Annotated in this window: 23 protein-coding genes; 9 read left to right on the top strand and 14 right to left on the bottom strand. The window is 60.8% G+C overall.

Features of this window, described 5'->3' with window-relative positions; translation table 11 throughout:
• Positions 1-123 precede the first annotated feature (123 nt).
• Positions 124-822 carry an endonuclease/exonuclease/phosphatase family protein gene (locus tag LZG00_11875; protein ID MCF3594693.1) on the bottom strand — a complete coding sequence of 233 codons (699 nt, stop codon included), beginning with the start codon at positions 820-822 and terminating at the stop codon, positions 124-126.
• Positions 823-860: 38 nt separating this feature from the next.
• Here LZG00_11875 and LZG00_11870 point away from each other — a divergent pair, with 38 nt between their 5' ends.
• Entirely contained in the window at positions 861-1,520 is a 660-nt protein-coding gene (locus tag LZG00_11870) for a hypothetical protein (GenBank protein MCF3594692.1), read from the top strand.
• A gap of 33 nt (positions 1,521-1,553) precedes the next feature.
• On the top strand, positions 1,554-2,432 hold the full coding sequence (locus tag LZG00_11865) for a DMT family transporter (GenBank protein MCF3594691.1): 879 nt from the start codon (positions 1,554-1,556) through the stop codon (positions 2,430-2,432).
• Positions 2,433-2,525: 93 nt separating this feature from the next.
• Here the strand turns inward: LZG00_11865 and LZG00_11860 are convergent, their stop codons facing one another.
• The 6 genes from LZG00_11860 to mazG all read right to left on the bottom strand — a co-directional run bounded on the left by LZG00_11860 (position 2,526) and on the right by mazG (position 8,874).
• The gene (locus LZG00_11860; GenBank protein ID MCF3594690.1) at positions 2,526-3,944 is read right to left on the bottom strand and encodes a YdiU family protein; all 1,419 of its coding nucleotides are present in this window, start codon (positions 3,942-3,944) and stop codon (positions 2,526-2,528) included.
• 122 nt (positions 3,945-4,066) lie between these two features.
• Positions 4,067-4,513, bottom strand: a complete 447-nt coding sequence (locus tag LZG00_11855) for a GNAT family N-acetyltransferase (GenBank protein MCF3594689.1) — start codon at positions 4,511-4,513, stop codon at positions 4,067-4,069.
• A gap of 166 nt (positions 4,514-4,679) precedes the next feature.
• Positions 4,680-5,621, bottom strand: a complete 942-nt coding sequence (locus LZG00_11850; protein ID MCF3594688.1) for a nucleoside hydrolase — start codon at positions 5,619-5,621, stop codon at positions 4,680-4,682.
• Between the two features lie 103 nt (positions 5,622-5,724).
• Positions 5,725-6,633 (bottom strand): LicD family protein, encoded by a 909-nt coding sequence (locus LZG00_11845; GenBank protein ID MCF3594687.1) that lies wholly within the window; start codon positions 6,631-6,633, stop codon positions 5,725-5,727.
• 137 nt (positions 6,634-6,770) lie between these two features.
• Positions 6,771-7,775: a Fe(3+) ABC transporter substrate-binding protein gene (locus tag LZG00_11840; protein ID MCF3594686.1), complete on the bottom strand. Its 1,005-nt coding sequence runs from the start codon at positions 7,773-7,775 to the stop codon at positions 6,771-6,773.
• Between the two features lie 277 nt (positions 7,776-8,052).
• On the bottom strand, positions 8,053-8,874 hold the full coding sequence (gene mazG / locus LZG00_11835) for a nucleoside triphosphate pyrophosphohydrolase (GenBank protein MCF3594685.1): 822 nt from the start codon (positions 8,872-8,874) through the stop codon (positions 8,053-8,055).
• A 59-nt stretch (positions 8,875-8,933) separates the two neighbouring features.
• Here mazG and LZG00_11830 point away from each other — a divergent pair, with 59 nt between their 5' ends.
• The 4 genes from LZG00_11830 to LZG00_11815 all read left to right on the top strand — a co-directional run bounded on the left by LZG00_11830 (position 8,934) and on the right by LZG00_11815 (position 12,922).
• Positions 8,934-10,097, top strand: a complete 1,164-nt coding sequence (locus LZG00_11830) for a M20 family metallopeptidase (protein MCF3594684.1) — start codon at positions 8,934-8,936, stop codon at positions 10,095-10,097.
• Positions 10,098-10,205: 108 nt separating this feature from the next.
• Entirely contained in the window at positions 10,206-11,369 is a 1,164-nt protein-coding gene (locus tag LZG00_11825; protein MCF3594683.1) for a M20 family metallopeptidase, read from the top strand.
• A 124-nt stretch (positions 11,370-11,493) separates the two neighbouring features.
• Positions 11,494-12,453 (top strand): agmatinase, encoded by a 960-nt coding sequence (speB, locus tag LZG00_11820; GenBank protein ID MCF3594682.1) that lies wholly within the window; start codon positions 11,494-11,496, stop codon positions 12,451-12,453.
• Between the two features lie 61 nt (positions 12,454-12,514).
• Positions 12,515-12,922, top strand: a complete 408-nt coding sequence (locus LZG00_11815; GenBank protein ID MCF3594681.1) for a DUF1499 domain-containing protein — start codon at positions 12,515-12,517, stop codon at positions 12,920-12,922.
• Here LZG00_11815 and LZG00_11810 read toward each other — a convergent pair.
• Positions 12,854-13,153, bottom strand: a complete 300-nt coding sequence (locus tag LZG00_11810; protein MCF3594680.1) for a hypothetical protein — start codon at positions 13,151-13,153, stop codon at positions 12,854-12,856. The genes LZG00_11815 and LZG00_11810 overlap by 69 nt on opposite strands.
• 112 nt (positions 13,154-13,265) lie before the next feature.
• Here LZG00_11810 and prfA point away from each other — a divergent pair, with 112 nt between their 5' ends.
• The 3 genes from prfA (at position 13,266) to LZG00_11795 (ending at position 16,009) form a co-directional block, all read left to right on the top strand.
• A complete protein-coding gene (prfA, locus tag LZG00_11805) occupies positions 13,266-14,315 on the top strand; it encodes a peptide chain release factor 1 (protein ID MCF3594679.1) in 1,050 nt (349 codons plus the stop codon).
• The gene (gene prmC / locus LZG00_11800; protein MCF3594678.1) at positions 14,312-15,157 is read left to right on the top strand and encodes a peptide chain release factor N(5)-glutamine methyltransferase; all 846 of its coding nucleotides are present in this window, start codon (positions 14,312-14,314) and stop codon (positions 15,155-15,157) included. The genes prfA and prmC overlap by 4 nt, the downstream gene beginning before the upstream one ends.
• A gap of 231 nt (positions 15,158-15,388) precedes the next feature.
• The gene (locus tag LZG00_11795) at positions 15,389-16,009 is read left to right on the top strand and encodes a DUF4167 domain-containing protein (GenBank protein ID MCF3594677.1); all 621 of its coding nucleotides are present in this window, start codon (positions 15,389-15,391) and stop codon (positions 16,007-16,009) included.
• Between the two features lie 2 nt (positions 16,010-16,011).
• On the opposite strand, the gene rsmA is transcribed toward LZG00_11795, so the two are convergent.
• From rsmA to lptF, 6 genes are all read right to left on the bottom strand, one after another.
• The gene (gene rsmA / locus LZG00_11790) at positions 16,012-16,854 is read right to left on the bottom strand and encodes a 16S rRNA (adenine(1518)-N(6)/adenine(1519)-N(6))-dimethyltransferase RsmA (protein ID MCF3594676.1); all 843 of its coding nucleotides are present in this window, start codon (positions 16,852-16,854) and stop codon (positions 16,012-16,014) included.
• Positions 16,851-17,876, bottom strand: coding sequence for a 4-hydroxythreonine-4-phosphate dehydrogenase PdxA (pdxA, locus tag LZG00_11785; protein ID MCF3594675.1), 1,026 nt, complete (start codon positions 17,874-17,876; stop codon positions 16,851-16,853). Before pdxA ends, rsmA begins: the two co-directional genes overlap by 4 nt.
• A complete protein-coding gene (locus LZG00_11780; protein ID MCF3594674.1) occupies positions 17,873-19,111 on the bottom strand; it encodes a peptidylprolyl isomerase in 1,239 nt (412 codons plus the stop codon). The genes pdxA and LZG00_11780 overlap by 4 nt, the downstream gene beginning before the upstream one ends.
• 140 nt (positions 19,112-19,251) lie before the next feature.
• Entirely contained in the window at positions 19,252-21,441 is a 2,190-nt protein-coding gene (lptD, locus tag LZG00_11775; protein ID MCF3594673.1) for an LPS assembly protein LptD, read from the bottom strand.
• The gene (gene lptG, locus LZG00_11770) at positions 21,438-22,535 is read right to left on the bottom strand and encodes an LPS export ABC transporter permease LptG (GenBank protein MCF3594672.1); all 1,098 of its coding nucleotides are present in this window, start codon (positions 22,533-22,535) and stop codon (positions 21,438-21,440) included. The genes lptD and lptG overlap by 4 nt, the downstream gene beginning before the upstream one ends.
• Entirely contained in the window at positions 22,532-23,668 is a 1,137-nt protein-coding gene (lptF, locus tag LZG00_11765; GenBank protein ID MCF3594671.1) for an LPS export ABC transporter permease LptF, read from the bottom strand. The genes lptG and lptF overlap by 4 nt, the downstream gene beginning before the upstream one ends.
• Between the last annotated feature and the right edge of the window lie 217 nt (positions 23,669-23,885).

The following is a 23,885-nucleotide window of genomic DNA, read 5'->3' as shown; positions in this document are numbered from 1 at the left end:
CTTGATCATGCGCGGCTTGCCGGGTGCAGGGTTGAAGCGGGTGTTGACTCTGCTTGGTGTTCGCGAGTCATAGGAGGGCAGTAGACGCCCCCGCGACGCCGACAGACGGCGTAAGTCCTTCGATCAGACGTGTTCGAGGTCGACCCAGACCGGTAGGTGGTCTGAGGCCACGCGCGCGGGGGAGGCGTTGTGGGTTCCATGCGCGCGCGCGCGCAGTTCAGCGCTCAGCGCGAAACGATCCAATGCGGCCACCGGGCGCGGCGAGGGGAAGCTGGGCCGTTCGGCGAGAATTTCGAGCCCCGGTGTGACGTTGTCGAGCGCGCGCGCCGGTCCCCATTCGTTGAAATCCCCGGCCAGCACCGTGGGCAGTTGCGGAAGGGTTCTGAGGTGGCGGGTGATCGCGGCCAGTTGCAACAGACGGTAGCGCCGGATCAGCCCAAGATGAACACCGATCACCCGCATCGGGCCGAAGGATGTTTCAAGCTCGGCGAGAATGGCGCCGCGCGGTTCCAGACCCGGCAAGGAGAGATGCGTGCCGCGCAGCATCGAAACCTCGGGGCTGAACAGCATTGCGTTGCCGTGCCAGCCAAGCGATCCTCCCGGCTCGCCGAAATGCGCCACCTGCCAGCCGTCGGCCTCGGCCATTTCATGGGGCAACGCGGCGGGGCGGGGGGCCAAGCGTTTGTCGGCCTCTTGCAATACCACCACCTGCGCGCCAAGCGCATTTATGACTTGAAGCGAACGATCCGGCCTGCGTCGAAGGTCAAGGCCGACGCATTTCTGCAGGTTGTAGCTTGCAATTCTCAAACCGGGTGCCTTCATGGGATCTATATAGATATGCTAAGCGGGGTTTTCACAAAGTGTTACGCGATCAATCTGTCCTTACCAAGCTGGTTTGGGCCGCATTGCTTATTATAGCGGCGGATGCGTTGATCCAGTGGGAATTGTCGCTGCTTTTCATCGCACTTGCCACTCTGTCGCTGTCGCTGGCACCTGTGGTGGTGGCGCGATGGGCGCAGATCCATGTGCCGTCTTCGTTCATGTTGGCGGTGGTGCTCTTTGTCGGCGGCACGCTTCTGCTTGGCGAAGTGTATGGTTTTTACACGCGCTTCTGGTGGTGGGACATGCTGATGCACGGTGGCAGCGCCGTGGGCTTTGGGCTGATCGGGTTTGTTCTCGTCTTCATGATGTTTCAGGGTGACAAGTTTGCCGCCCCTCCTGCTGCGGTGGCGTTTTTTGCTTTCTGCTTTGCGCTGGCCATTGGGGCGATGTGGGAAATTTTCGAATTCGGCATGGATCAGCTGTTTGACTTCAACATGCAGAAATCCGGGCTGGTCGATACGATGAAGGATCTGATCATCGACATGGGGGGAGCGATTTTGGGGGCTGCTGCCGGGTATGGTTATCTCAAGGGGCGTGAACGGATCGGTCTGCCGAGGGTTATCGACGATTTCGTGCAGCGCAATCCGAAGCTTTTCCGGCGCCTGAACGCGCGGTCGCGACGCAACGGAGAGGATTGACCTTGTGTGCGCCATGCCACCTTTATGGCGGCTATGGAACGGCTTGATAAAATTGACACTGCGGGTGTTCTGGCGCTGTTGGCTTTTGCCGTGCTGCTTGGTTTCAACCAGGTGGTGATCAAGGTCTCGACGGATGGGTTTCAGCCAGTGTTCCTTGCGGGGTTGCGATCGGTCGGGGCCTGCGCAGCGATCTGGCTCTGGATGCGACTGCGCGGCATTCCCTTTGTCTTGCCGCGCGAAGCCTGGGCCGGGGCAATAGCGCTGGGGTTGCTGTTTACGGTCGAGTTCGTGTTTCTCTATCTGGCGCTGGATCGCACCGGGGTGGGGCGGGCCTCGGTCATCTTTTACTCCATGCCGATTTTCGTGGGCCTTACGGCGCATATCATGCTTCCGGGGGAACGGCTCAACGCGGTGCGTGGCTTGGGATTGTTGCTGGCGATGCTCGGGGTGGCCTGGGTGATGATGGATCGGGGGAGCGGAGAGGCGAGCCTGTCAGGTGATATTCTGGCGCTGCTGGCGGCGATTTCATGGGCCGGGATCGCCATTGTCGTGCGCGTCACGCCGCTTGAACGGGTCGCGCCCGAGATGCAGCTGTTCAGCCAGTTGGTGATTTCGGCGGTTCTGCTTATGGCGGTCTCGCCGTTTTTCGGGCCATTCATACGTGAGTTGGAGCCGATCCATTGGGCCGCATTGGCGTTCCAGACGCTGGCGATTGCCAGTTTCGGCTATCTTTTCTGGTTCTTCCTGCTCAAGCGCTATCCCGCTTCGGGGGTGGCCTCGTTTTCGTTCCTGTCGCCAGTTTTTGGTGTCGCGCTGGGCTGGCTAATGCTGGGCGAGGCGATCGGGGCCGAGATTATCGGAGGGCTTATTCTGGTGGCGCTGGGGATTACGTTGATCAATCGTCGCCGGTGAGGTGTTCGCCCCGGAGGCGGTGTGCATCGCGGCGTGGAAATTTGGATATTTTCGGCAAGATGAAGGTAGGGCGGGTGCCCGGAGTTTCGGGCCTCAGGTGCCGCAGAAAGTGTTTTCGACGCGCTCGTGCGGTTCTGGCGGGCGGGTGAGATCCTGTGCGTCGGGTTGATCCTCAAACGGTTTGGCGAGCACCGCGTTGAGCCGGTGGAACAGGGCGAAATCGCCGGCCACGGCGGCCTCGATCATCGCTTCGATCCGGTGGTTGCGCGGGATCACAAACGGGTTGGTGGCGCGCATGAGGTTTTCAGGGTCGGGTTCTTCTTTTAGACGGGACTGCCAGCGGGTGTTCCAGCTATCAAAGGCGGCGCGGTCGGTGAATTGATCACGGGCTTTTGCAGTGCCGAGGGCGCGGAACGTATTGGTGAAATCGGCGCCGTCGGCGGCCATCAGGTCAAGCAGGTCGGTGATCAGGGCGGTATCGCCGTCGCGCGCGGTTGTGATGCCGATCTTGGCGGCAAACCGCGCCAGCCATTCGGCTTCGACGCGGGCGGGCATGGCTTGTATCAGGGCGGTGAAGTCTTCGACCGCCTTGTCAGTGTCGTCACAGAGCGGCACCAGCGCGTTGGCCAGTTGGACCATATTCCAGACGATGATTTTTGTCTGGTTGTCATAGGCATAGCGCCCGAATTGGTCGATTGAGGAAAACACGGTTTGCGGGTGATAGTGATCAATGAAGGCGCAGGGCCCGTAGTCGATGGTTTCGCCCGAAAGCGTGGTGTTGTCGGTGTTCATCACGCCGTGGATGAAGCCCACGGCGCTCCAGTCGGCCACAAGTGCGGCTTGTCGGTCGATCACGCCGGAGAGCAGATCGGTCGGGGTTTCGGCGGTTGGGTAATGGCGCGCGCGGGTATAGTCGAAGAGGGCTTGCAGGGCCTCGCGGTCGCCACGGGCAGCGAAATACTCGAACGTACCGACGCGGATGTGGCTGGAGGCTACGCGGGTGAGGATGGCGCCGGGCAGTTCGGTCTCGCGCATCAGATGCTCGCCCGTGCTGACGGCGGCCAGTGCGCGGGTGGTGGGGATGTTCAGCGCGGCCATTGCCTCGGAGACCACATATTCGCGCAACACCGGGCCGAGCCAGGCGCGGCCATCGCCGCCGCGTGAATAGGGTGTGCGGCCCGAACCTTTGAGTTGAATATCGAAGCGTTTGCCGCTGCTGTCCTGCACCTCGCCCAGCAAGAGCGCGCGCCCGTCGCCGAGCTGTGGTGAGAAGCCGCCAAATTGGTGGCCGGCATAGGCCTGGGCCATCGGGTCGGCGCCCTGAGGAATTTCGTTGCCTGAGAAGACGCGCGCAAGGTCGTCATCAGGCGCGCATGAGATGCCAAGATCGCGGGCCAGCCGACCGTTGAAGGCAATGAGCTGTGGCGCGGCAACAGGCGTGGCGGGCTGGCGGGTGAAAAAGCGAGGCGGAAGGGTGCCGTAGCTGTTGGTGAAGGGGATGTGCAGGGTCATGGGGTAAATATAACCTTGGTTTGCATGATTTCCAGAGGGCTGGAGCGCGGCTGGGGCAGGAGCGAGGGGCCAGCCCCTCGCGCTCCCCGGGATATTTCCGGCAAGATGAAGGGAGGGTGCGCTCAGGCTGTGCGGGTCATCAGGTGGTAGGTTTCGCGTGATTTGAAACCGGCGCGTTCGTAAAGGCGGCGTGCGCTTGCGTTATCGCGACCGACTTCGAGGTGCAGGGCCTTGACCCCGTGGCTTTCCAGCGCGGGCAGCAGGGTGAGCAGCACTTCTGAGCCCATGCCGCGTCGGCGTACCTTTTCGCGGATGAAGAATTCGTCAATGAAGCCATCGAGGCCGCCAAGTTCGACCGAGTAGCCGAAAGAGACCACGATATAGCCCACCGGCGACACCCGCGGGCCCACCAGATAGGCCACGCCATGCGGTGTGCCCTCTAGCAGCGGCATGAGCGCGGCCCGGCGGGCCTGATCAGATTGTTCGATGCCCATGAAAGCGTGAAAGGCGGCAACCAGCGGCAACAGTTTTTCCAGATCTTCGGGGCGGGCGAGATGCAGGCTGCTCATGGTCGGGGCTCCTTGGGAGGGGAAATGTCGGCGGGATTGCCAGGAAGGAGGCGAAGGGTGGCGCAATGGGCGCGTTTGGTGCCGCCGTCGGTGGCGCTGCCTACGGTAGAGAAGATTTGCATCCCGGTCTGATCAGCGCGGATCATCCGGTATGGCGTGCGCATGTTCATAGTCGGGCCAGTCGCTCGGTGAGAAGTGCGAAGAAGCCGTCAGCGTCGAGATCGCCCATGAAAGTGGCGTTGGGGGTGCGACCCGTGACGCCCCACCAGTCGGCCACGGTCATGCCCATGGTGAGTTCGGAGTGGGTTTCGATCTCGACATTGATGAACCGGCCCGAGAAGAGGGAGGGCTGTAGCAGGTAGGCGGTGACACAGGGGTCATGCAGCGGGGCGCCTTCGGAGCCATATTTTTGTTTGTCGAAACGTTCAAAAAAATCGGTCATCTGGGCGACGGCAATGCCAACCGGTGTGGCAAGCGCGCGAAAGGCGTCGTTGCGTGGCTTGGTCACCAGCGCCTTGTGGGTCACGTCGAGCGGCATCACGGTGATCGGGGCGCCGGAATTGAACACGATATTCGCGGCCTGCGGGTCGACATAGATGTTGAACTCGGCGGCGGGCGTGATGTTGCCGACTTCGAAATAGGCGCCGCCCATCAGCACGATCTCGGCCACACGTTCCATGATGTCGGGCGATTTCTCAAACGCCATTGCGATGTTTGTAAGTGGTCCGAGGGGGCAGAGGGTGATCGTGCCGGGCTCATGGGCGCGCAATGTGTCGATGATGAAATCGACCGCGTGGGTGTCTTGCAGCGGCATTTTTGGATCGGGCAGATCGGGGCCGTCCAAGCCGGATTTGCCGTGCACATGTTCGGCCGTGACCAGGTCACGGCCCAAGGGGCGGTCACAGCCGGCATAGACCTTTACATCAGGTTTCCCCGCCAACTCACAGATAATACGGGCATTTTTTGACGTCAATGCCAGCGGCACATTACCGGCAACGCAGGTGATACCGACGATCTCGATCTCTTGCGGAGAGGCGAGCGCCAGAAGGATTGCCACGGCATCGTCCTGCCCCGGATCGGTGTCTATGATGATCTTGCGCGGCGGCATGGGGGACTCCTTTTGCGGGGCGTGCCACGTTTTTGTGCGAGGCGGGCAAGAGATGCAAGGGCGCGGGGATATGGCTTTGATACCCGACGGCGGGCGGGCGCAGTCAGGCTTGCGGCTCCAGGGCGTCCTTGAATGCGGCGAAGCGGCGATTGGCCTTGGCCCAGTTGAACTGGTAGCCCGGGTCGGGGTGGCGCCAGCCTTCGCCGTAGTTCACCGCCAGCATCGCCTTGGCGTCACGTGGAATTGGCAGGCCGGTGGTGTCGCAGGTGATGAGCGGGAAGACCTGATCCTCGCGAAGGTCGCCAGCGGTGTGGGGGTAGACATGGACGCCCTCGTTACTGACCCAGGCGGGAAAGAGATCAATGTTGTAGGTGCCGCCGGATTTGAGTTTCATGGTCGCTGGATTGGAGGGTTGGCGCTCAGAGAGCAGCCCGGCGTCTTGCAGTTTGCTGCGGGTTGCGCGCCATTGCGCGGCGGCCTCAGTGGGTGAGGTCGCCTCAATCCGCAGGGCCAGATCAACATCGTCGTCATGGGCGATCAGGCTCTTGTCGCGCACCGCCCCGAGAAGCGTGCCGGAATTGAGGAACGCTTCGCCGCCGAGGGCCGCGAGGCGCTGCATTACAGAGCGGATATCAGCCCAGATTGCCTGTTGGTCCATCGACCCGAAAGCGGAATGGAAGTGCAGCCCTTCGAGTTGGGCGGGATCTTGAACAGCGTATTTCAGGACTTGCGCGAATTGCTGGTATTTTTCGACGTCTCCGGTGGCGAGGCGGGCGCGAAACAGGCGGTAGAGCGGTTTTTGCGCGCGGCGCGGTGCCTTGCCCCGGGCGAGGATGGCGAGAACGGTTGCTTCAAGGAAAACGGGCGTTTCCTGCAATTCGGGGGCGGTATCGCCCAAGGTGCCAAGCTCGATCATTTCGGCGCGCCCCTTGTAGCCGGTGCGGGGCGAGATGATCTGGGCCAATGCGCGGCGGCGCAGGGCGTCTATTTTCGCGGTGGTTTGCGTGTTCATCGCTTGGTCCTGCTGATGCTCTGCACAGACCTAGCGCGCCGGGGCACAGAGATACAGACAAAAGGCGATGGCGCCGCCCAAAATGAATGCGGGCGCCCGAGGACGCCCGCAAAGAAGAGAGCTTGCTTGGCCTGGGGTCAGCCGTCGAAGTCGACTTCTTCGGTCAGCTTCAGCGCTTCGGGACGCAGGCTGGAGAGATCCATCAGGTTGGTGTCGTCCGGTGTGAAGCTGCCCCAACTGGCGACCAGCGGATCGGGGGAGGTGCCCGGTGCGACAGGGTATTCAAAATTCGCTTCGGCATAGATCTTCTGAGCCGTGGGCGAGGAGAGGAATTCCATCAGTTTAAGGGCGCTGTCGCGGTTGGGGGCCGCTTTGGTCATCGCAACGCCCGAGATGTTCACATGGGTGCCGTGGCCTTCGAACACCGGGAAGTCGAGTCGCACGGAATCGGCCCATGCCTTTTGTTCGTCGTCGTTCAACATGGCGCCCATGTAATAGGTGTTGCCGAGGGCGATATCGCATTCGCCGGCCCATATGGCCTTGATCTGGGCGCGGTCATTGCCCTGGGGCTTGCGCGCGAGATTGGCTTTTACGCCTTCGAGCCAGCTTTTGGTGGCCTCGGGTCCGTGGTGATGCAGGTAGGCAGCGATCAGCGCCACGTTATAGGGGTGCGTTCCCGAACGGGTACAAATCCGACCTTTCCACTTGGGATCGGCAAGGTCTTCGTAGGTGGTCAGTTCGCCTTCCGGGACGCGCTCCTTGCTGGCGTAGGCGATGCGTGCTCGCGTTGTCAGGCCCCACCAGTGGCCGTCCGGGTCGTGAAAGGCCGCAGGTATATTGGCGCTGAGCGTGGCGCTCTCGACGGGCTGGGTCAGATCGGCTTCGACGATTGAGCCGAGCCGAGCAATATCGACAGTAAAGACCAGATCGGCGGGAGTGCGGCTGCCTTCGGCCGAGAGACGTTCGACCATGCCTTGCTGCATATGCGCGACATTGACCTTGATGCCCGTCTCGGCGGTGAACGCATCGGTAAGCGGCGCCAGAAGTTCGGGCTGACGGTAGGAATAGATGTTTACCTCGTCGGCCAGTGCGGGCGCAGCTGTGGCAGTGAGCAGTGCGAAAAGAGTAAGGCGGGTGAACATTTGTGTTCTCCTGACGTTGGATTTCCGTTGGCCACCTTAAACCTGAGCAATTTAATCAGGTCAATACCTGAGTGGTGATGTCGGGTTTATTCAGAGTGTTTGCAGTATCGGGGGCCAGCCCCCGAACCCCCGGGATATTTCTGGCAAGATGAAACAATGGGATTGCCGATTGAAGCGCTCGGCTTTGACCTGAACTGCGCGCAAAAGGACCGGGCGACGACACTGAAGGGAAGGCCGGGTCGGTCGCGCGCCGCATTTCAGAGAAGCGCATGAGGTCTTAGGGCGCGTTTTTTTCTTCGCGCTTGGCTTGGTTCCAGAGAGAGTCCATTTCTTCGAGATCGCTGTCGGATGGGGTTTTGCCACGCTCGGCGAGCAGGGATTCGATGCGTTCGAAACGGCGAGTAAATTTGGCGTTGGCGGCGCGCAGGGCCGATTCGGGATCGATTTCGAGATGGCGGGCGAGATTGGCGACAACGAAGAGGAGGTCGCCGAATTCCTCGAAAACTTCTGCTTTTGTCAGTGACTCGCGGGCCTGGGTCAGTTCGCGGGCTTCTTCGACGATCTTGTCCAGCACCTCGTCAGTGGTGGGCCAGTCAAACCCGACGCGGGCGGCGCGTTTTTGCAGTTTGAGGGCCCGCAGGAGGGCGGGCAGGCCGACGGCGACGCCATCGAGCGCGCCTTGCTGGGCTTTTTCGGCGCGCTCGGCCGCTTTGATGGTTTCCCAGTCGCGAGTTTGTTGTTCGGCAGATTTGTCACGGCTCTCGTCGCCGAAAACATGCGGATGGCGGGCCACCATCTTGTCGGACATGGTGTCGGCAACATCGTTGAAGGTGAAAAGCCCGGCCTCTTCGGCCATTTGTGCGTGAAACACTGATTGGAAAAGCAGATCGCCCAATTCTCCCTTGAGGTCGCCCCACGCTTCACGTTCGATCGCATCGGCGACTTCATAGGCTTCTTCGATCGTGTAGGGGGCGATGGTGTCGAAGGTTTGCTCGATGTCCCAAGGGCAGCCGGTCTGTGGATCGCGCAGGCGGCGCATGATTTGAAGAAGGCGGGGCAGGCCGCCTTTGGGGTCGTGGATCAGGTCGTTTTCAGGCATTGCGGTGACTTTCGGTTTGGGATTGAGTTGTGCCGGGTGAGGCAGAAGGAGTCCAGCAGGTGGCAGTGATCAATCGAATTGCCGGGTTTGCCGACGAGATGACAGCGTGGCGGCGGCATTTGCATATGAACCCCGAACTGGGGCTGGAGTGCCATCAGACGGCGGCTTTCGTGGTTGAGCGATTGCGCGAATTCGGCGTTGACGAGATTCATGAGGGCATCGCCGAGAGTGGTGTCTTGGCCGTGATCAAGGGCAGGGGCGACGGGCCTGTCACCGGGTTGCGCGCGGATATGGACGCGCTGCCGATGCAGGAAGACACCGGGGTAGATTGGGCCAGCACTGTGCCGGGAAGGATGCATGCCTGTGGCCATGACGGGCATACGACGATGCTTTTGGGGGCGGCGAAATATCTGGCGGAGACGCGTAATTTTACCGGGAGCGCCTTGCTGATCTTCCAACCCGCAGAAGAGACCATCGGCGGCGGGCGGATCATGGTGGAAGAAGGCATCATGGATCGTTTCGGTGTCGGCGAGGTCTATGCGCTGCATACCGATTCCTTTGCCGGGTTGGGCGAATTTCGCACGCGGCCGGGGCCGATCATGGCGGCGGTGGATGATTTCGAGATACATCTGACCGGTACGGGCGGCCATGCGGCCTATCCCGACAGCTGCGTTGATCCGCTTCCTGCGGCGGCGGCAGTTCTGCAAGCGTTGCAGACCATTGTCAGCCGCAATCGCCCGCCACTGGAGGCGCTGGTGGTGTCGGTGACGCAGATCCATGGCGGATCGGCGATGAACATCATTCCCGAGAAGGCCTATCTTGCGGGAACGGTGCGCAGCTTTTCGCCCGTAATACGGGATATGGCCGAGCGGCGCATCGGCGAGATCGTGCGCGCGCAGGCTGAGGTATACGGTGTGGAGGGGCGGCTCGATTATCAGCGTAATTACCCCGCGACCGTGAACCACGCCGAACAGACGGAGAAGGCGGCCGTGATTGCGCGCGAGGTGATGGGGGATGACAATGTGCTGACGGCTTTGCCACCGGAAATGGGGGCCGAGGATTTTTCTTTCATGCTGGAGGCGCGACCGGGAGCGTTCTTGTTTCTTGGGCAGGGTGTGGGGCCATCGGTGCATCATCCGAAGTTTGATTTCAATGATGCCGCGGCGCCGATCGGGGCAAGTTTCTTTGCCCGGCTGATCGAGCGGCATCATGCGATTGGGTAGAGGGACTGAAACCCGGCCCTTCGTGGGGTCGGAGGCGGGCAAGGGCGTTGCACATGGTGCGGCTTTGGGATTGAGTGAACCGGGAACGGAGATCAAGGAGCGCGAGAAATGGCTGTGATCAACCGGATTGCGGGCTATGCCGATGAAATGAAGGCGTGGCGGCGCCATATCCACATGCACCCCGAACTGGCGCGGGATTGTCATCAGACGGCGGCCTTCGTGGTGGAGCGTCTGCGCGAGTTTGGCATTACCGAGATCAGCACCGGCTGGGCGGAAAGCGGCGTTGTCGCCGTGATTGAGGGGAAAGGCGAAGGGCCCAACATCGGGCTCAGGGCTGACATGGACGCGCTGCCGATGACCGAGATCACCGGCCTTGACTATGCCAGCAAGACCCCCGGCAAGATGCATGCCTGTGGCCATGACGGGCATACCGCGATGCTACTGGGCGCGGCCAAGTATCTGGCCGAGACGCGCAATTTTGCCGGACGTGCGGTGCTGCTGTTTCAACCCGATGAAGAGGGAGGCGGCGGCGGCGAAGCGATGGTGCAAGAAGGCGTGATGGAGAAATATGCCATTGACGAGGTCTATGCGATCCATAACGGGCCGGGGCTGCCCACCGGGCAGATCGCGATGCGACCTGGGCCGGTGATGGCGGCGGCGGATACGTTCGAGATCAACATCCAGGGGCAGGGCGGTCACGGTGCGGTGCCACATGAATCCGTCGATCCGGTGGTGGCGGCTGTGGCAATGGCGCAGGCGATCCAGACCATCGTGAGCCGCAACAACGACGCCCAGAAGCGGCTGGTGGTGTCGGTGACGCAGATCAACACCGGCACGGCCAGCAACATCATCCCCGACACCGCCTTTCTGTGCGGCACGGTGCGGTGCTTTGACGGCGATGTGCGCGACATGGTGGAAAGGCGCCTGGGCGAGATCGTGGCCGGTCAGGCGGCGAGCTTTGGCGTGGAGGCGGTGCTGAACTATGATCGCGGGTATCCGCCGACGGTGAATGACGCTGCCAAGACCGCGTTTGCGACCGAGGTCGCGCGCGATGTGGCCGGAGACGCGATGGTGGACGGTGATGCCAAGCCGTTGATGGCGGCCGAGGATTTTTCCTATATGCTGGAAGCGCGCCCCGGGGCCTATGCCTTTGTCGGCAATGGCGAGGACGGCGCGATGGTGCATCACCCGAAATACGATTTCAACGACGAGATCGCGCCGGTGGGGGCGTCTTTTCTGGCGCGATTGGTGGAAAAGGCAGCGCCAGTGTGACGACCCTTGCCTTTTTGCGCGGCGTTTCCAGTTAACCTTGTCTTGGGGTTAAGGAGAAACGCTTTCACCACCTACCTCGCCCGTAAAACGGCAGGGTCAACCCATAGATTGACGGAGAGGCCTGATGGCGCTGGAAGATTCGAAAAACTACGTGGATGAGGCGTTTACCCGTAAATCCGACAAGGGGGTGAGTTTTGAGAACACCTTTGGCGGTGCGTGTTCGTTCCTGCGGCGGCGCTATTCCAAGGATTTGACCGGTGTTGATGTGGCGGTAACGGGGATTCCGTTTGATCAGGCGGTGACCAACCGGCCCGGCACAAGGTTGGGCCCGCGCGCGATCCGCGAGGCCAGCGCGCTGCAAAGCCCGGATGCGCCCTATGGCTGGGGATTCAACCCGCTGGAGACCTGCAATGTGGTCGATTATGGCGACATGGCGTTTGATTATGCCAATATCCCGGCCTTCCCCGACACGCTGACGGCACATATCCGCGGTATTCTGGAGGCCGGGGCCGCGAGTATCGCGCTGGGCGGAGATCATTATATTTCGTTCCCGATTCTAAAGGCTTACGCTGAGAAGTTCGGGCCGATTTCGTTGATCCAGGTGGATGCTCATACCGATACCTGGGTTGATGATGACATGAGCCGGGTCGATCATGGCACGATGTTCTACAAGGCTGTGAAATCGGGGCTGGTGGACCCGGCGACATCGGTGCAGATCGGCATTCGCACGCAGAATGACGATCCTCTGGGTGTGCATATCATCGACGCGCGAGAGGTGCATGAACAGGGTGCGGCGGCGGCGGCGGCGAAGGCGCGCGAGATCGTCGGCAAGCGGCCGGTTTACCTCAGTTTCGATATTGATGGTCTGGATCCGGCTTTTGCGCCCGGCACCGGCACGCCGGTCTGGGGCGGGTTGAGCACTGCGCAGGCCGCTGTTTTGATGCGGGGGCTGGCGGGAATCAACCTTGTGGGGGGTGATGTGGTGGAGGTTTCGCCGCCGTTTGATCCGTCGGGGGTGACGGCTGTGGCCGGGGCGCATGTGGCGATGGAGATATTGTGCCTTTGGGCGTGGAACCGGCGCTGAGTCGACAGGCGAGCAGTTTTGCCGCTCTGTTGGACTTTGGATATTTTGGGCAAGATGAAGAATGGGTTGGAAGATGATGTTCCTGTGGTTTTTGTTGGTCGTTCTGGGGCTTGGCGCGGCTTATGTGCGGCTGGCGCCGAGCGATCCGGCGCGCTGGCATGTTGTGCGCGATATTGCGGCGGATCGGGATCTAGAAGGCGGCGTGTTGCGCCGGGTCGAGACCGGGGCCGACGGGCTGGCGCGGCTCGACAAGGTCGCGCGGGCTTGGCCACGCACGCGAATCTTGGCCGGGAGTGTCGATGAGGGGATGATTACCTATGTGACGCGCAGCGCGGTTTTGGGGTTTCCTGATTACACCACGGTGCGGCAGGTGGAAGGGCGGCTGGAAGTCAACGCGCGACTACGATTTGGGCGTAGCGATTTCGGCGTTAACCGGGCGCGGATTGAGGCGTGGCTGGCGCAGATCTGAGCTCAGGCAGCCATCGGAAATCTTGCGCCACATCGGCACGTTGAGCGACATCTGGCATTGCGCCATGAACATTTTGCCATCGACGTGCAGGCAGATCGTTTCCCCGATGTCGACACGCCCGCCAGTCGTGTTGGTGCAATAGCAATCAATGATCTTGCCGTTCATGTTGTAATCGGCATGGACGGGCGCGGCCATCAACCCCAGTGCCAGGAGGGATGTGAGCTGTTTCATGCGCCGATTATAGCATGATTTGCAGGATCGTAGAACCGGGCGTAGCAGCGCGCAGGCCAGACGGCGCATGCCGCTCTTGACCCGGAGCGGCCAATCGGGGAGAGACGGGTGCATGGTTCCAATCGACAAACTCGAACAGATCACCGGGCGATTTCAGTTTCTTGAGGCGAAGATGGCCGAGGGGGGCAGCGATATTGCCCTGCTGGCCAAGGAATATTCCGATCTGCGACCGGTTGTGGAGCAGATTGCGACCTATCGCCAATTGCTGGGCGAGTTGAGCGAGGCCGAGGCGATGCTGAACGACCCGGAGATGAAGGAACTGGCGCAAGAGGAGCTGCCCGATCTGAAAGCGCGATTGCCCGAGGTGGAGGCGGCGTTGCAACTGGCGCTTTTGCCCAAGGATGAGGCGGATGTGCGCCCGGCGCTTATCGAGATTCGTCCCGGAACAGGGGGCGACGAGGCGGCGTTGTTCGCGGGGGATTTGCTGCGGATGTATCAACGGTATGCCGAGGCCAAGGGGTGGCGATTTGAGATCATGGAGCAGGCGCTGACCGAGTTGGGGGGAATCAAGGAAGTCGTGGCACGGATTTCCGGCCAGAACGTCTTTGCGCGGCTGAAATACGAGAGCGGGGTGCACCGCGTGCAACGGGTGCCGGAAACGGAATCGGGCGGGCGGATTCATACAAGCGCGGCGACCGTCGCGGTTCTGCCCGAGGCCGAGGATGTGGATATTGCCATTGATGCCAATGACATCCGTATAGACACAATGCGCGCGTCGGGGGCGGGGGGGCAGCATGTCAACACGACCGATTCGGCGGTGCGGATCACGCATATTCCCAGCGGAATCGTCGTGACCAGTTCGGAGAAATCCCAACATCAGAACCGCGCCAATGCGATGCAGGTGCTCAAGACCCGGCTTTACGACCTGGAACGTCAGCGCGCAGATGATGCACGTGCCGCCGATCGCAAGCGTCAGGTTGGCTCGGGCGACCGATCCGAGCGCATCCGCACTTATAATTTCCCTCAGGGGAGGATGACTGACCATCGCATCAACCTGACGCTCTACAAACTTGATGCGGTGATGGGCGGCGATCTGGATGAGATCATCGACGCTCTGACCGCAGATCATCAGGCCGCATTGCTGGCGGAGATGGAAGGGTGAGCGGGAGGCTGCTGCGCGACATGGTGGTGAGCGCAACGCAAAAGTTGAGTGAGGCCGGAATCGACAATGCGCCGCGCGAGGCGTCGTTGCTTGCGGCATTTGCTGCGGGCATCGCGCATGACAGAGTTGCGATTTCTATGAACGACCCTGTCGATCAAGGGCATTGGGAGGCGCTTGATGCCGTTTTGCGCGCGCGATTGGAGCGCAAGCCAATTTCGCATATTCTGGGCTATCGGGATTTCTTCGATCATAGATTTAGAATTGGTCCGCAAGTACTTGATCCAAGACCGGAAACAGAGGTTTTGGTTCGCGCAGCATTGGGCGATCCATACGCTCGAATCCTGGATTTGGGAACCGGATCGGGGGCTATTCTAATCTCGCTGCTGGCCGCGCGACAGGATGCGACGGGCATCGGGAGCGACCTGTCGCAGGAGGCACTTGAACTGGCGGCGGCCAACGCTGAACGAATCGGAGTCAGCGAGCGGTGCAGCTTTGTGAGATCCGACTGGTTTTCAGCGCTTCAGGGCAGTTTCGATCTTATCGTTTCAAACCCGCCCTATATTGCCGCAGATGAAATGGCAGGGCTTTCCCCCGAACTCGGCCATGAGCCGCGCATGGCGTTGACCGATGAGGGCGACGGACTTGCGGCTTACCGTGCGATTACCAGCGGGGCTAATACGCATTTGGTTCCCGGCGGGCGGTTGATGGTTGAAATCGGGCCGACGCAGGGGCAGATCGTGTCCGGGATGTTTGACGAGGCCGGGCTTGAGGCGGTTTCGATCCTGCCCGATCTGGATGGGCGGGACAGGGTCGTGATGGGCAAATTGCCGCGTCGGAGCTGATAATTGCCACGGAATCGCAACATTTCTGGTGAATCTGATGTGTCAGAGGCCAGTTAGCTCTTGTTAATATCGTTCTGTCATGTTTACTCAGTGACATCACGCAGGTGGATGCCTCTTACAGGTGATCCCGCTGATACCATGCCAGACAATGTGCAGCCCGGCCAATAAAGGCGCAAAGCGCAACGGTCGGGTTAAGCCAAGGCCCGTTCAACAAGCTGAACCAAGGACATCATGAGACCAACGAAAAACCGCTCGCGGTCAAACAAAAACCGCAACCGCTCTGTCGGCAGTAACGGCAATATCGTCAATCGTGTCTTCGACAGCTCCGGCCCCGAAGGCAAGGTGCGCGGCACGCCACAGCAAATCATCGAAAAGTATAACCAGTTGGCGCGCGATGCGCAGCTTTCCGGTGACCGGGTTGCGCTGGAGAATTTTCAGCAGCATGCCGAGCATTATATGCGCATGTTGGGCGAGGCGCAGCGCGAGCAGGACGCCCGCCGCGAGCAGCAGGAACAGCAGAACCGTGATCGTCAGGCCGATCGTGATCGCGAGCGCGAGCGTGCAGAACGCCAGGAGCGTGAATCGAATGGCGGGCGCAGTGCAAGCAATGATAGCGGACAGGGCGCAGGCGGTAAGCAGGCTGCAAGCGCTGCAAGCAATGACCCTGCGAATGCGCCGCAACCCGATGTGATCGACAGCTCGAATGCGGACGAGAGCAGCGGTCTGGTAGAGACGCCAGAGAGTGCGGGCGAGGCAGAGGTGGTCAAGAAGCCCAAGCCGCGCGCCCCGCGCAAACCCCGCAAACCCCGCAAAGTTGAAACGGATAGCGAAAGCGCCGACGCGGCCGAATGAGGTCAGCCGTCGGCGAGTGATCTGGCCAGGGCGCAGAAATCTTCCAGGCCGATCGTTTCGGCGCGCGCCGTCGGGGCGATTCCGGCGGCCACGAGATGATCTTCGATTTCAGGGCCGAAGCCTTTGAGCGCCGAGCGTAGCATCTTGCGCCGTTGGTTGAACGCCATTGCCACAAGTTTTTCCAGAATTGCAGGATCGGCAGGAAAGCGCGGCTCGGGCAGTGCCTTGAGGTGTACCACGGCCGAGGACACCTTGGGCGGCGGAGTGAAGGCCTGAGGCGGCAGCGACAGCACGATCTGGGCATCTGCGCGCCATTGCGCCAGAAGTGCCAGGCGCCCGTATGCCTTGGAGCCGGGGCGCGCCACAATCCGCTCGGCCACTTCGCGCTGAAACATCAGCGTCAGGCTGTCCCAGAAGGGCGGCCATGTGGGCGGGGTCAGCCACCTGACGAGCAGTTCTGTGCCCACATTGTAGGGCAGGTTGGCGGCAATATGTATCGGCGGACTCAGATGTTCGAGCGGATTGATCTTGAGCGCGTCCCCCTCGATCACCTGCAAGCGACCGGGATAGGCGGCGGCGATTTCGGCAAGGGCCGGCAGGCAACGCGGATCTTTTTCGATGGCCAGCACCTTGCGCGCGCCCTCGGCCAGAAGCCCGCGGGTGAGCCCGCCGGGGCCGGGGCCGATTTCAAGCACGTCCGACTGAGTGAGATCCCCCGCAGCGCGGGCAATTTTGGCGGTCAGGTTCAAATCGAGCAGAAAATTCTGGCCCAGCGATTTGCGCGCCTGCAGGTCATGTGTCGCAATCACATCGCGCAGGGGGGGCAAGCTGTCGATTCCGCTCACGTTGGGGACACTCGCTGATTTTTTTGCTTGGTAGAACTACTCATGGCGCTGTGCCTGCTGGTGGCCATGACATTGGCCAGTTTGAGCGCCTCGACAGTCGACGACGGATTGGCCAAGCCGCGCCCGGCAATGTCAAAGGCGGTGCCATGGTCGGGCGAGGTGCGGATGAAGGGAAGGCCCAGCGTCACGTTTACGCCGCGGTCGAAATCAAGTGTCTTGATCGGAATCAGCGCCTGATCGTGATAGGCGCAGATCGCGACATCATAGCGCGCGCGCGCGGCGGGATGAAACATCGTGTCGGCAGACAGGGGGCCAGAGAGATCAAAACCCTCGGCCCGCATCTCGGCGATCAGAGGGGCCATCCAGGTCAATTCTTCATCGCCCATCGCACCGCCTTCGCCTGCGTGCGGATTCAGTCCGGCGACAGTGATGCGCGGCGACTTAATTGCAAATTGGCTTTCAAGTCCGGCGGCGGTTATCGTGATGGTTTCGCGCAGGAGATCGGGTGTAAGGACCGTGGCCACATCGCGCAGGGCAACATGGATGGTCGTGGGCACGACGCGCAGGTTTTCGCTGGCCAGCATCATCACCACCCGCTCGACTCCAGCCAAGTGAGCAAGGAATTCGGTATGGCCGGGAAAGGCGAAACCGGCGCCGTCTTTCAATGCTTTCTTGTGGATCGGCAGAGTGCAGAGCGCGCTGGCCTCGCCCGCCTGAACCAGCGCGACGGCGCGGGTGATGACGTCGATCACGCCCTGGGCATTGGCCGGGTCGGGGTGACCGGGCGTGGCGGGGGCGGCAAAGGCATGCGGCAGGACCGGTAAGCCTCTTGTCATCGCCTTGCGCGCCTCGCCGGGGGTGGAGATCTCGATAAAATTCGCACCTTTCGGCAGGTGCGCGGGATCGCCGATCCAGAAGAAATCAAACCGGCATTCCGATGCCTGCCAGGCCTTCAATGCCAGTTCTGGGCCGATCCCCGCCGGTTCGCCGCAGGTTAGTGCGATGGGGGCCGGGGGGGTCATTTTTCGATGATGCGCGCCTCGGAGCGTAGCTGGGCCAGATAGCCCTTGGCATAGCTTTCGAGCCGCCGATTCTGAATGCCGACCGCGACGTTGTCGCGCGAGATGTCCTCACCAAGCAAGGGTACCCGACCGCAGAGCATCAGAAAAACAAGTGTTTGGCCGTTCGCACGGGTGAGATTGGTCGAGACCTCGTGTTTGTCGAGCTTGGCCAGTTCCATGGCGATATCATGCGGGATTTCCGCAGGCTTCTTCGATCCGCGCTCGAGCACCGATTCGGGTTGGCCCTTGGCGATGCCATAGAGGTCGTCGCAGGTGTCGATCTTGCTGCGGATCTTGCGGGCCGCTGCCATTGATTTGTCGCTACGCCCGCCAGGAATGTAATAGGCGGCATATTCGATTGCGGCGTATTCCGGCTCGGTGGCTTTGCCTTCCTCGATGGCGCGCAGTTGAAACAATGCGATGGCACCGGGAATCGGAAGCGGCTGGGTGACCTGACCCGGCGCGAGCCCGAGGATCTGACCGCGCACCGCCGGGGGCAGTTGGTTGATCGGCATCCAGTTGATCTTGCCGCCACGTCCACGGCTTCCTGCGGCGGAATATTTGCGCGCAGCCTGGGCGAAACCGGTGATCGAGGTGATCTGGGAGATTTCACGCGCGCGCGCCTCGGCCTGTGCTTCACGGCCAGGCTGGGCGGCGATATAGATCTCGGAAATCAGCACCCGCACGTTCGATGTGGCGCTTGATGCCAAGGCGCGTTCCACGTCAGCCTCGCCGACTTGCACGCGGGGGCCGAATTTCGCACGCACCAATGTGCGCCATGCCACCCCGGCGACGATGAAATCGCGATAGGTCTGTTCCGACACGCCGGCACCGGCGAGCGCCTGGAGGAATTGTTCGGTATTGAGATTGGCGCGGCCGGCGAATTCTTCCATGCCGGCGGCGATTTCATCTTCGGTAACCTCAAGACCCAGCGATTCTGCTGCGTCCAACTTGAGACGTTCTTCGATCAGTTGATCATGGGCGGCTTCCCGCGGGTCGCCCGGCTGGCGGAAGAGTTGCAGCATGCGCGTGCGCTGCTCAAGCTCATAGCGGGTGATCACCTTGTCATTGACCTTGATGACCGGTGCAAACAGATTCTGGGCCAGTGCCGGTTGTGGTGCTGTGCCCGTCAGGATTACCGTGGTGGCCACGATGAGGGCCATGTTGGAAAACAATTTGGCGATCGGGTTCATCATGCTGCCTGTCCTGCTGTGTCTTCTGCTTGAAACGTTTCGAGTTCGAGTTGGAACATAACTTGAATTCAAGACGTGTGCATCATCCATTCGTCCTTGGTGTCCGGACATTATGTTGTTCCGCAAAGCTCTGTCAAAATGCCTTAATTTCTGCATTTGCGGGTATAGGTTTTGTCGCTGGCTTTTGCGCTAAAGCCATTGAGACCGATGGTAAAGCTGAAATCCGTTGATGGGGTAAGGATAATGGAGGATGTGAAACGGCGCGAAACCGCAAGATCGATTTCAATGCATTCATTGCGGTATTGCAACCCGAGGCCCGCTTCGGCTGCATTGTTGGAGACGACATCATAGCGCATGTTGGCGCTGCCGCTCCAATGACGGTTGAAGCGGTAGAGCCCGTCCACCGACCATTCAGACACCGTTGCCAGGCGATCTTCTGCCGCATCCGCCCCGAGCCAGACATAGCTGGCACCAAGCGCATAGCGTGAAGTCTGCCAACTCGCGCGCGCTTCCGTCTTGGCGGGGTTGAAATTTGTACCCAGTAGTGCCCGGCCAGTGAGAGACAGGCCGCTTTGCGTCTTGATCTGCCCGGCCACAAGGAGATCCGAGGTGACGCCGCGCAAGCCGGATGTAGAGGAGAAATTGCTATCGCCGGTCTCGCGGGTAATTTGCCCCAGAACCAAGCTCGACTGCATGCCCTTGGGACCGATCCGGGTCCAGTTGAGGCCATAGGCGGCGGCCAGCCCGCGTTCGCGCCGGTCAGCAGCAGGAAAGCGCGAGATCGACATCAGGTTGCCCTCGTCAAACTCGACCCGCGTGCTTTCGTCATTGGCGACATTGGGGTTCGATCCGCCCGACCAGGCGAGTTGCATCATCGGCTCGATCACGTGAGTGGCGCCACGGCCTGTAGTCTTGCGCCAGGGCCAGCGCAGGCTGAAGGCGGCCATTGGTGTGATCTGGGAGGCATGAGAGGGACGGGTGAGATCGTTGCCGGTATAGAACTGGTCAATCGCGACCCCCATCTGGACACCGGCGCGCAGGCCGGGGCCAACCGTCCAGCTCCTGAGCCACATCGCTTCGGCTTCGATTCTTGTGACATCGCGGCCATCAACCAGCGGGCCAGACGGAGGGTCAAGGTCGGGGCCATCTATGCCAAGCTGAGAATAGCGATAATGCGAATGCAGCCCCGCCGAAAAGCGCAACTCGCCGCCCATTGCGCGCGGGAAAAACCGTCGCTCGTAGGTGACGTCGCCGATGATCGAAGGCATGGTCGAGCTATCTTCGCCAACCCTGAGCGTGTGGTAGTTTACCAATGCGCTACGGATGTATTCATCGCGCCGCACCCGGGTGATTGCAATTTCGCTGTCGAGCCGGTCCTTGTCGGAAAAATCGTAATCGACCAGGTAGGTCTTGTCGCTGGTCATCTCGACATCGAAGCTCAGTTTGTAATCGCGCTTGAGATTGAAGAGACCCTCGGCAAAGAGATAGCCGCGATAGTCGCGGCTGGTCAGGTTGTCACTACTGAGTGCGCCCTCGAACTCGATCCGTCCTGTGCGGAACGCCTGACGATAGCGTAGCTCAACCGTGCGGGTGTTGGACGAGAGATAAGGCGTAACCGTCAGATCGCGGTGATCGCCCATGCGAATGAAATATGGAATCTTGATCCCGGTGCCGATCTCGCTGTTGCCAGCGATCTTGGGGATCAAAAAGCCGGTGGCGCGCGCCAGTGTCGGGTCAGGCAGGCGCAGGCGCGGCAGATAGAAGATCGGCACGTCCATTACGCGGAACTGGGCATTTTCGAAATAGAGCTGGCGTTCGATCTGATCATGGATGACCCGGCGCGCCCGGATCTGCCAGAGTGGAGGGCGGCCATCGTTGCAAACCCGGCAAGAGGTAACGGTAGCCTTGTAGAGCTCAGAATAGCGCCCGTTGACGCGCGCAAGCTGATGCGCGGCCAGTTGAACCTGTTGGTTCAACACCATGCGTGCGCCGGTGAGAAGGCCATCATGCCAAGCCGGGTCCATCTCGGCGGCGTCGGCCAGAACCATCACGTCGTCGCCCGACGTGATGGTGATCGGGCCTTCGATGCTGAGTTGATCGGAACTGCGGTCATAGGTGATCCGCGTCGCCTTGATGCGCACATCGTCGTAAAGCGCCTCGACATTGCCCGAGGCGATCAGCCGGGTATTGCCTTCGAGCCAGACCTTGTCAGCGACAAGCACCGCCGGGCCGTCAGATGCATTGACGGGCGTCTCTTGGGCCATAGTGGGTTGCGGCGTCGCAAACAGGGCCACCAGCAGGACGATCAAGGCAGGGCGCAGCAATCGGATCATCCGTCCTCCGTATGCAGCAAGAGCCCGACGCCTAGAAGTGCAGCGGCAAGCGGCGGCGCCCATGCAGCCAACATTATAGGGATTTGGCCGTTTTCACCGAGGATCTGAGCGAAGTTGCGGATGTAATAAAGGCCAAAGCCCAGCAGCAGCGAGATCAGCACGCGCACGCCGGTGCCGCCACCGCGCGCATGGCGCATGGTAAAGGCTGCGCCGATCAGCACCATTGCGGTGAGAAAGAGTGGTCGCGCCAGTTCCATTTGAAACCAGACTGAATGGCGCCGCGCCGAAAACCCGGCCTGTTCAAGTTGGGAGATGAAGCGCGGCAGATCCCAGATCGAGATCGCGCCCGGCTTGCCGAAACTGTCACGGATTCGGTCATGTGTGAGGGTTGAAGGCAACTCGAGTCTGTCGTGCAGCTTGGCGCTGCCTTCGGGGTTCTGGCCGGAGCCAAGCAGCCAGACCTTGGCGTCGCTGAGTATCCAGGCGCCGCTGCCAAGCTCGGCTTCGTTTGCCTCGATTCGCTGAAAGGGGCCGCCTGTCGGGCCGTAGGCGAGGAAGGTGACGTCATAAAATACGGTCGCTTCGGGGTTGGCCGAAGAGGCGCGGATCACGGTCTGGCCTTCGGGGCCGCCCTGACGCAGCCACAGGCCCTCGGCCGAGATCGACAGCACCTCTTGGCCGCCCGAGACGTAGCGCTGGTAGAGTTCATGATACCGTTTGGACGTGGCGGCAACGATCGGGTTGAATGTCGTGACCGCGAAACCGCCGATAAGCAAGGCCACGGCAATCGGCGCAATCAGCGCGCGCAACCCTGAGCGACCCACCGCGCGCACCACCACCAGTTCTGATGACCGCGCCAACCCGATGAACAGCGCCACAGTGGAGAGGATCATCACCAGCGGCAGGATCTGATCAAGCCCTTCGGGGGCATTCAGAAGCGTCAACCCAAGCATGTCGGCAAAGCTGGCTTGGGTGTTGTCGAGCCTGCGCATCTGTTCGATCAGGTCGATCAAGGCCTGAAGCAGGAAGAAGACGCCGAGAAGGCCAAGGAACATCCAGGTGAACTTGCGCGCGAAATAGAGATGCAGCCTCATGCTACCACCTCTACGCGCGGTGTCAGTTTGGATCCGATGCTGCGATTGCGCCCCGCCCAGGCCAAGAGCGCCGCTGCGACGCCAAATCCGATCAGAGAGGGCAGGTAGATCAACGGCCAGACAGACGGGTTGGCACGCACCGGTTCGGACACCGCGCCTTCGACTAGTTTCAACAGCACCAGTACAACGACGGCACCGACAATCTGTTTCCAGACGCCAAAGCGGCTAAACCCGCCGACCAGAAGCGAAGCAAACCCGATCAGGGCCGCCGCCAAGCATAACAGGGGCTGATTGAAGCGTCCGTGCAACTCTTCGATTACCACGCCCAGCTTTGAGCCGGAGCGCACGGACACATCCATCGGATCAGCAAGGAGTTCAAGCGTTGAAGCGTTGGTTTCGTTGAAGGTGTTCACCTCATCTGTGCCGATCAACGCGCTGATATCATAGGAAAAATCTGCAAAATGCGTGGTGAAGAGCCGTTTGGTTCCGCGATCGAGCCGTTGGCTCAACCCGTCAAGCATCACGAGTTTCGAGGTGTCGCCATCGCGCACGATGAAGGCGGTGTCGGCGGTGTAGGTCACGCTTTCATTGGTTCCGCGCCGGTCGGATAGATACACGTCCTGCAACGCACCTTGAGGCGAGATTTCGCGGATATAAAAGGTTACGCCCGCCGAGGGGTGCAGGAAAGTGCCTTCGCTCAGCAGCTTGGCGGTTACATTGCGCGAAATCTCGATTTCGCGCTCTTTGAGTTGTGCCAAAGAGGTGGGCACCAGAAAATGCGTCAGCACCGCCATCATCGCCGCAACAATCAGCCCGAAGGTGAACACCGGACGGGCCAGCCGCCAGGGCGAGAAACCTGTGGCCTGCATTACGGTCAGTTCGCTTTCCGAACTGAGCCGGTTGGTGACATAGACGGCGGCAGCAAACCCGGCCACCGGCAGCACCAGGCGGATCACGTTGGGCAGCAATAACGCAGTGAACTCGGCAAAGACGCCGGCCGTTTGTCCATCGCCGATCAGCACATCAAACAGCTTGACCGCGCGGTTGATCCAGTAAATCGAGACCAGCACGAGGGAGAAGAAGCCAAACAGCACCATGAGTTGCGACAGCATGTATCTGTCGAATCTGGCCAAAACTGCACCCCCATTACCGAAATCGACATCAAGATATTGTGGGCAATCTACTGCATAGGGGCAGGGAGGGTAAACTGCTAACTGACCTTGTCGGCGGCTGTGTGCCGGGGAATTATTGGCGCGACGCGTCGGCCAGGAGGCGGCCCACAAACCGGAGGTGCGGCGCATCGGAACGGCAACTTGGTGTTCAACTCGCCTGCGAAACGCATTAGGTGTT

This window comes from Rhodobacteraceae bacterium LMO-JJ12 (assembly GCA_021555075.1).
Lineage (GTDB): Bacteria > Pseudomonadota > Alphaproteobacteria > Rhodobacterales > Rhodobacteraceae > JAKGBX01.
Note: the sequence above shows the minus strand (reverse complement) of the source record. Positions and strands in the feature narration are given on the sequence as shown.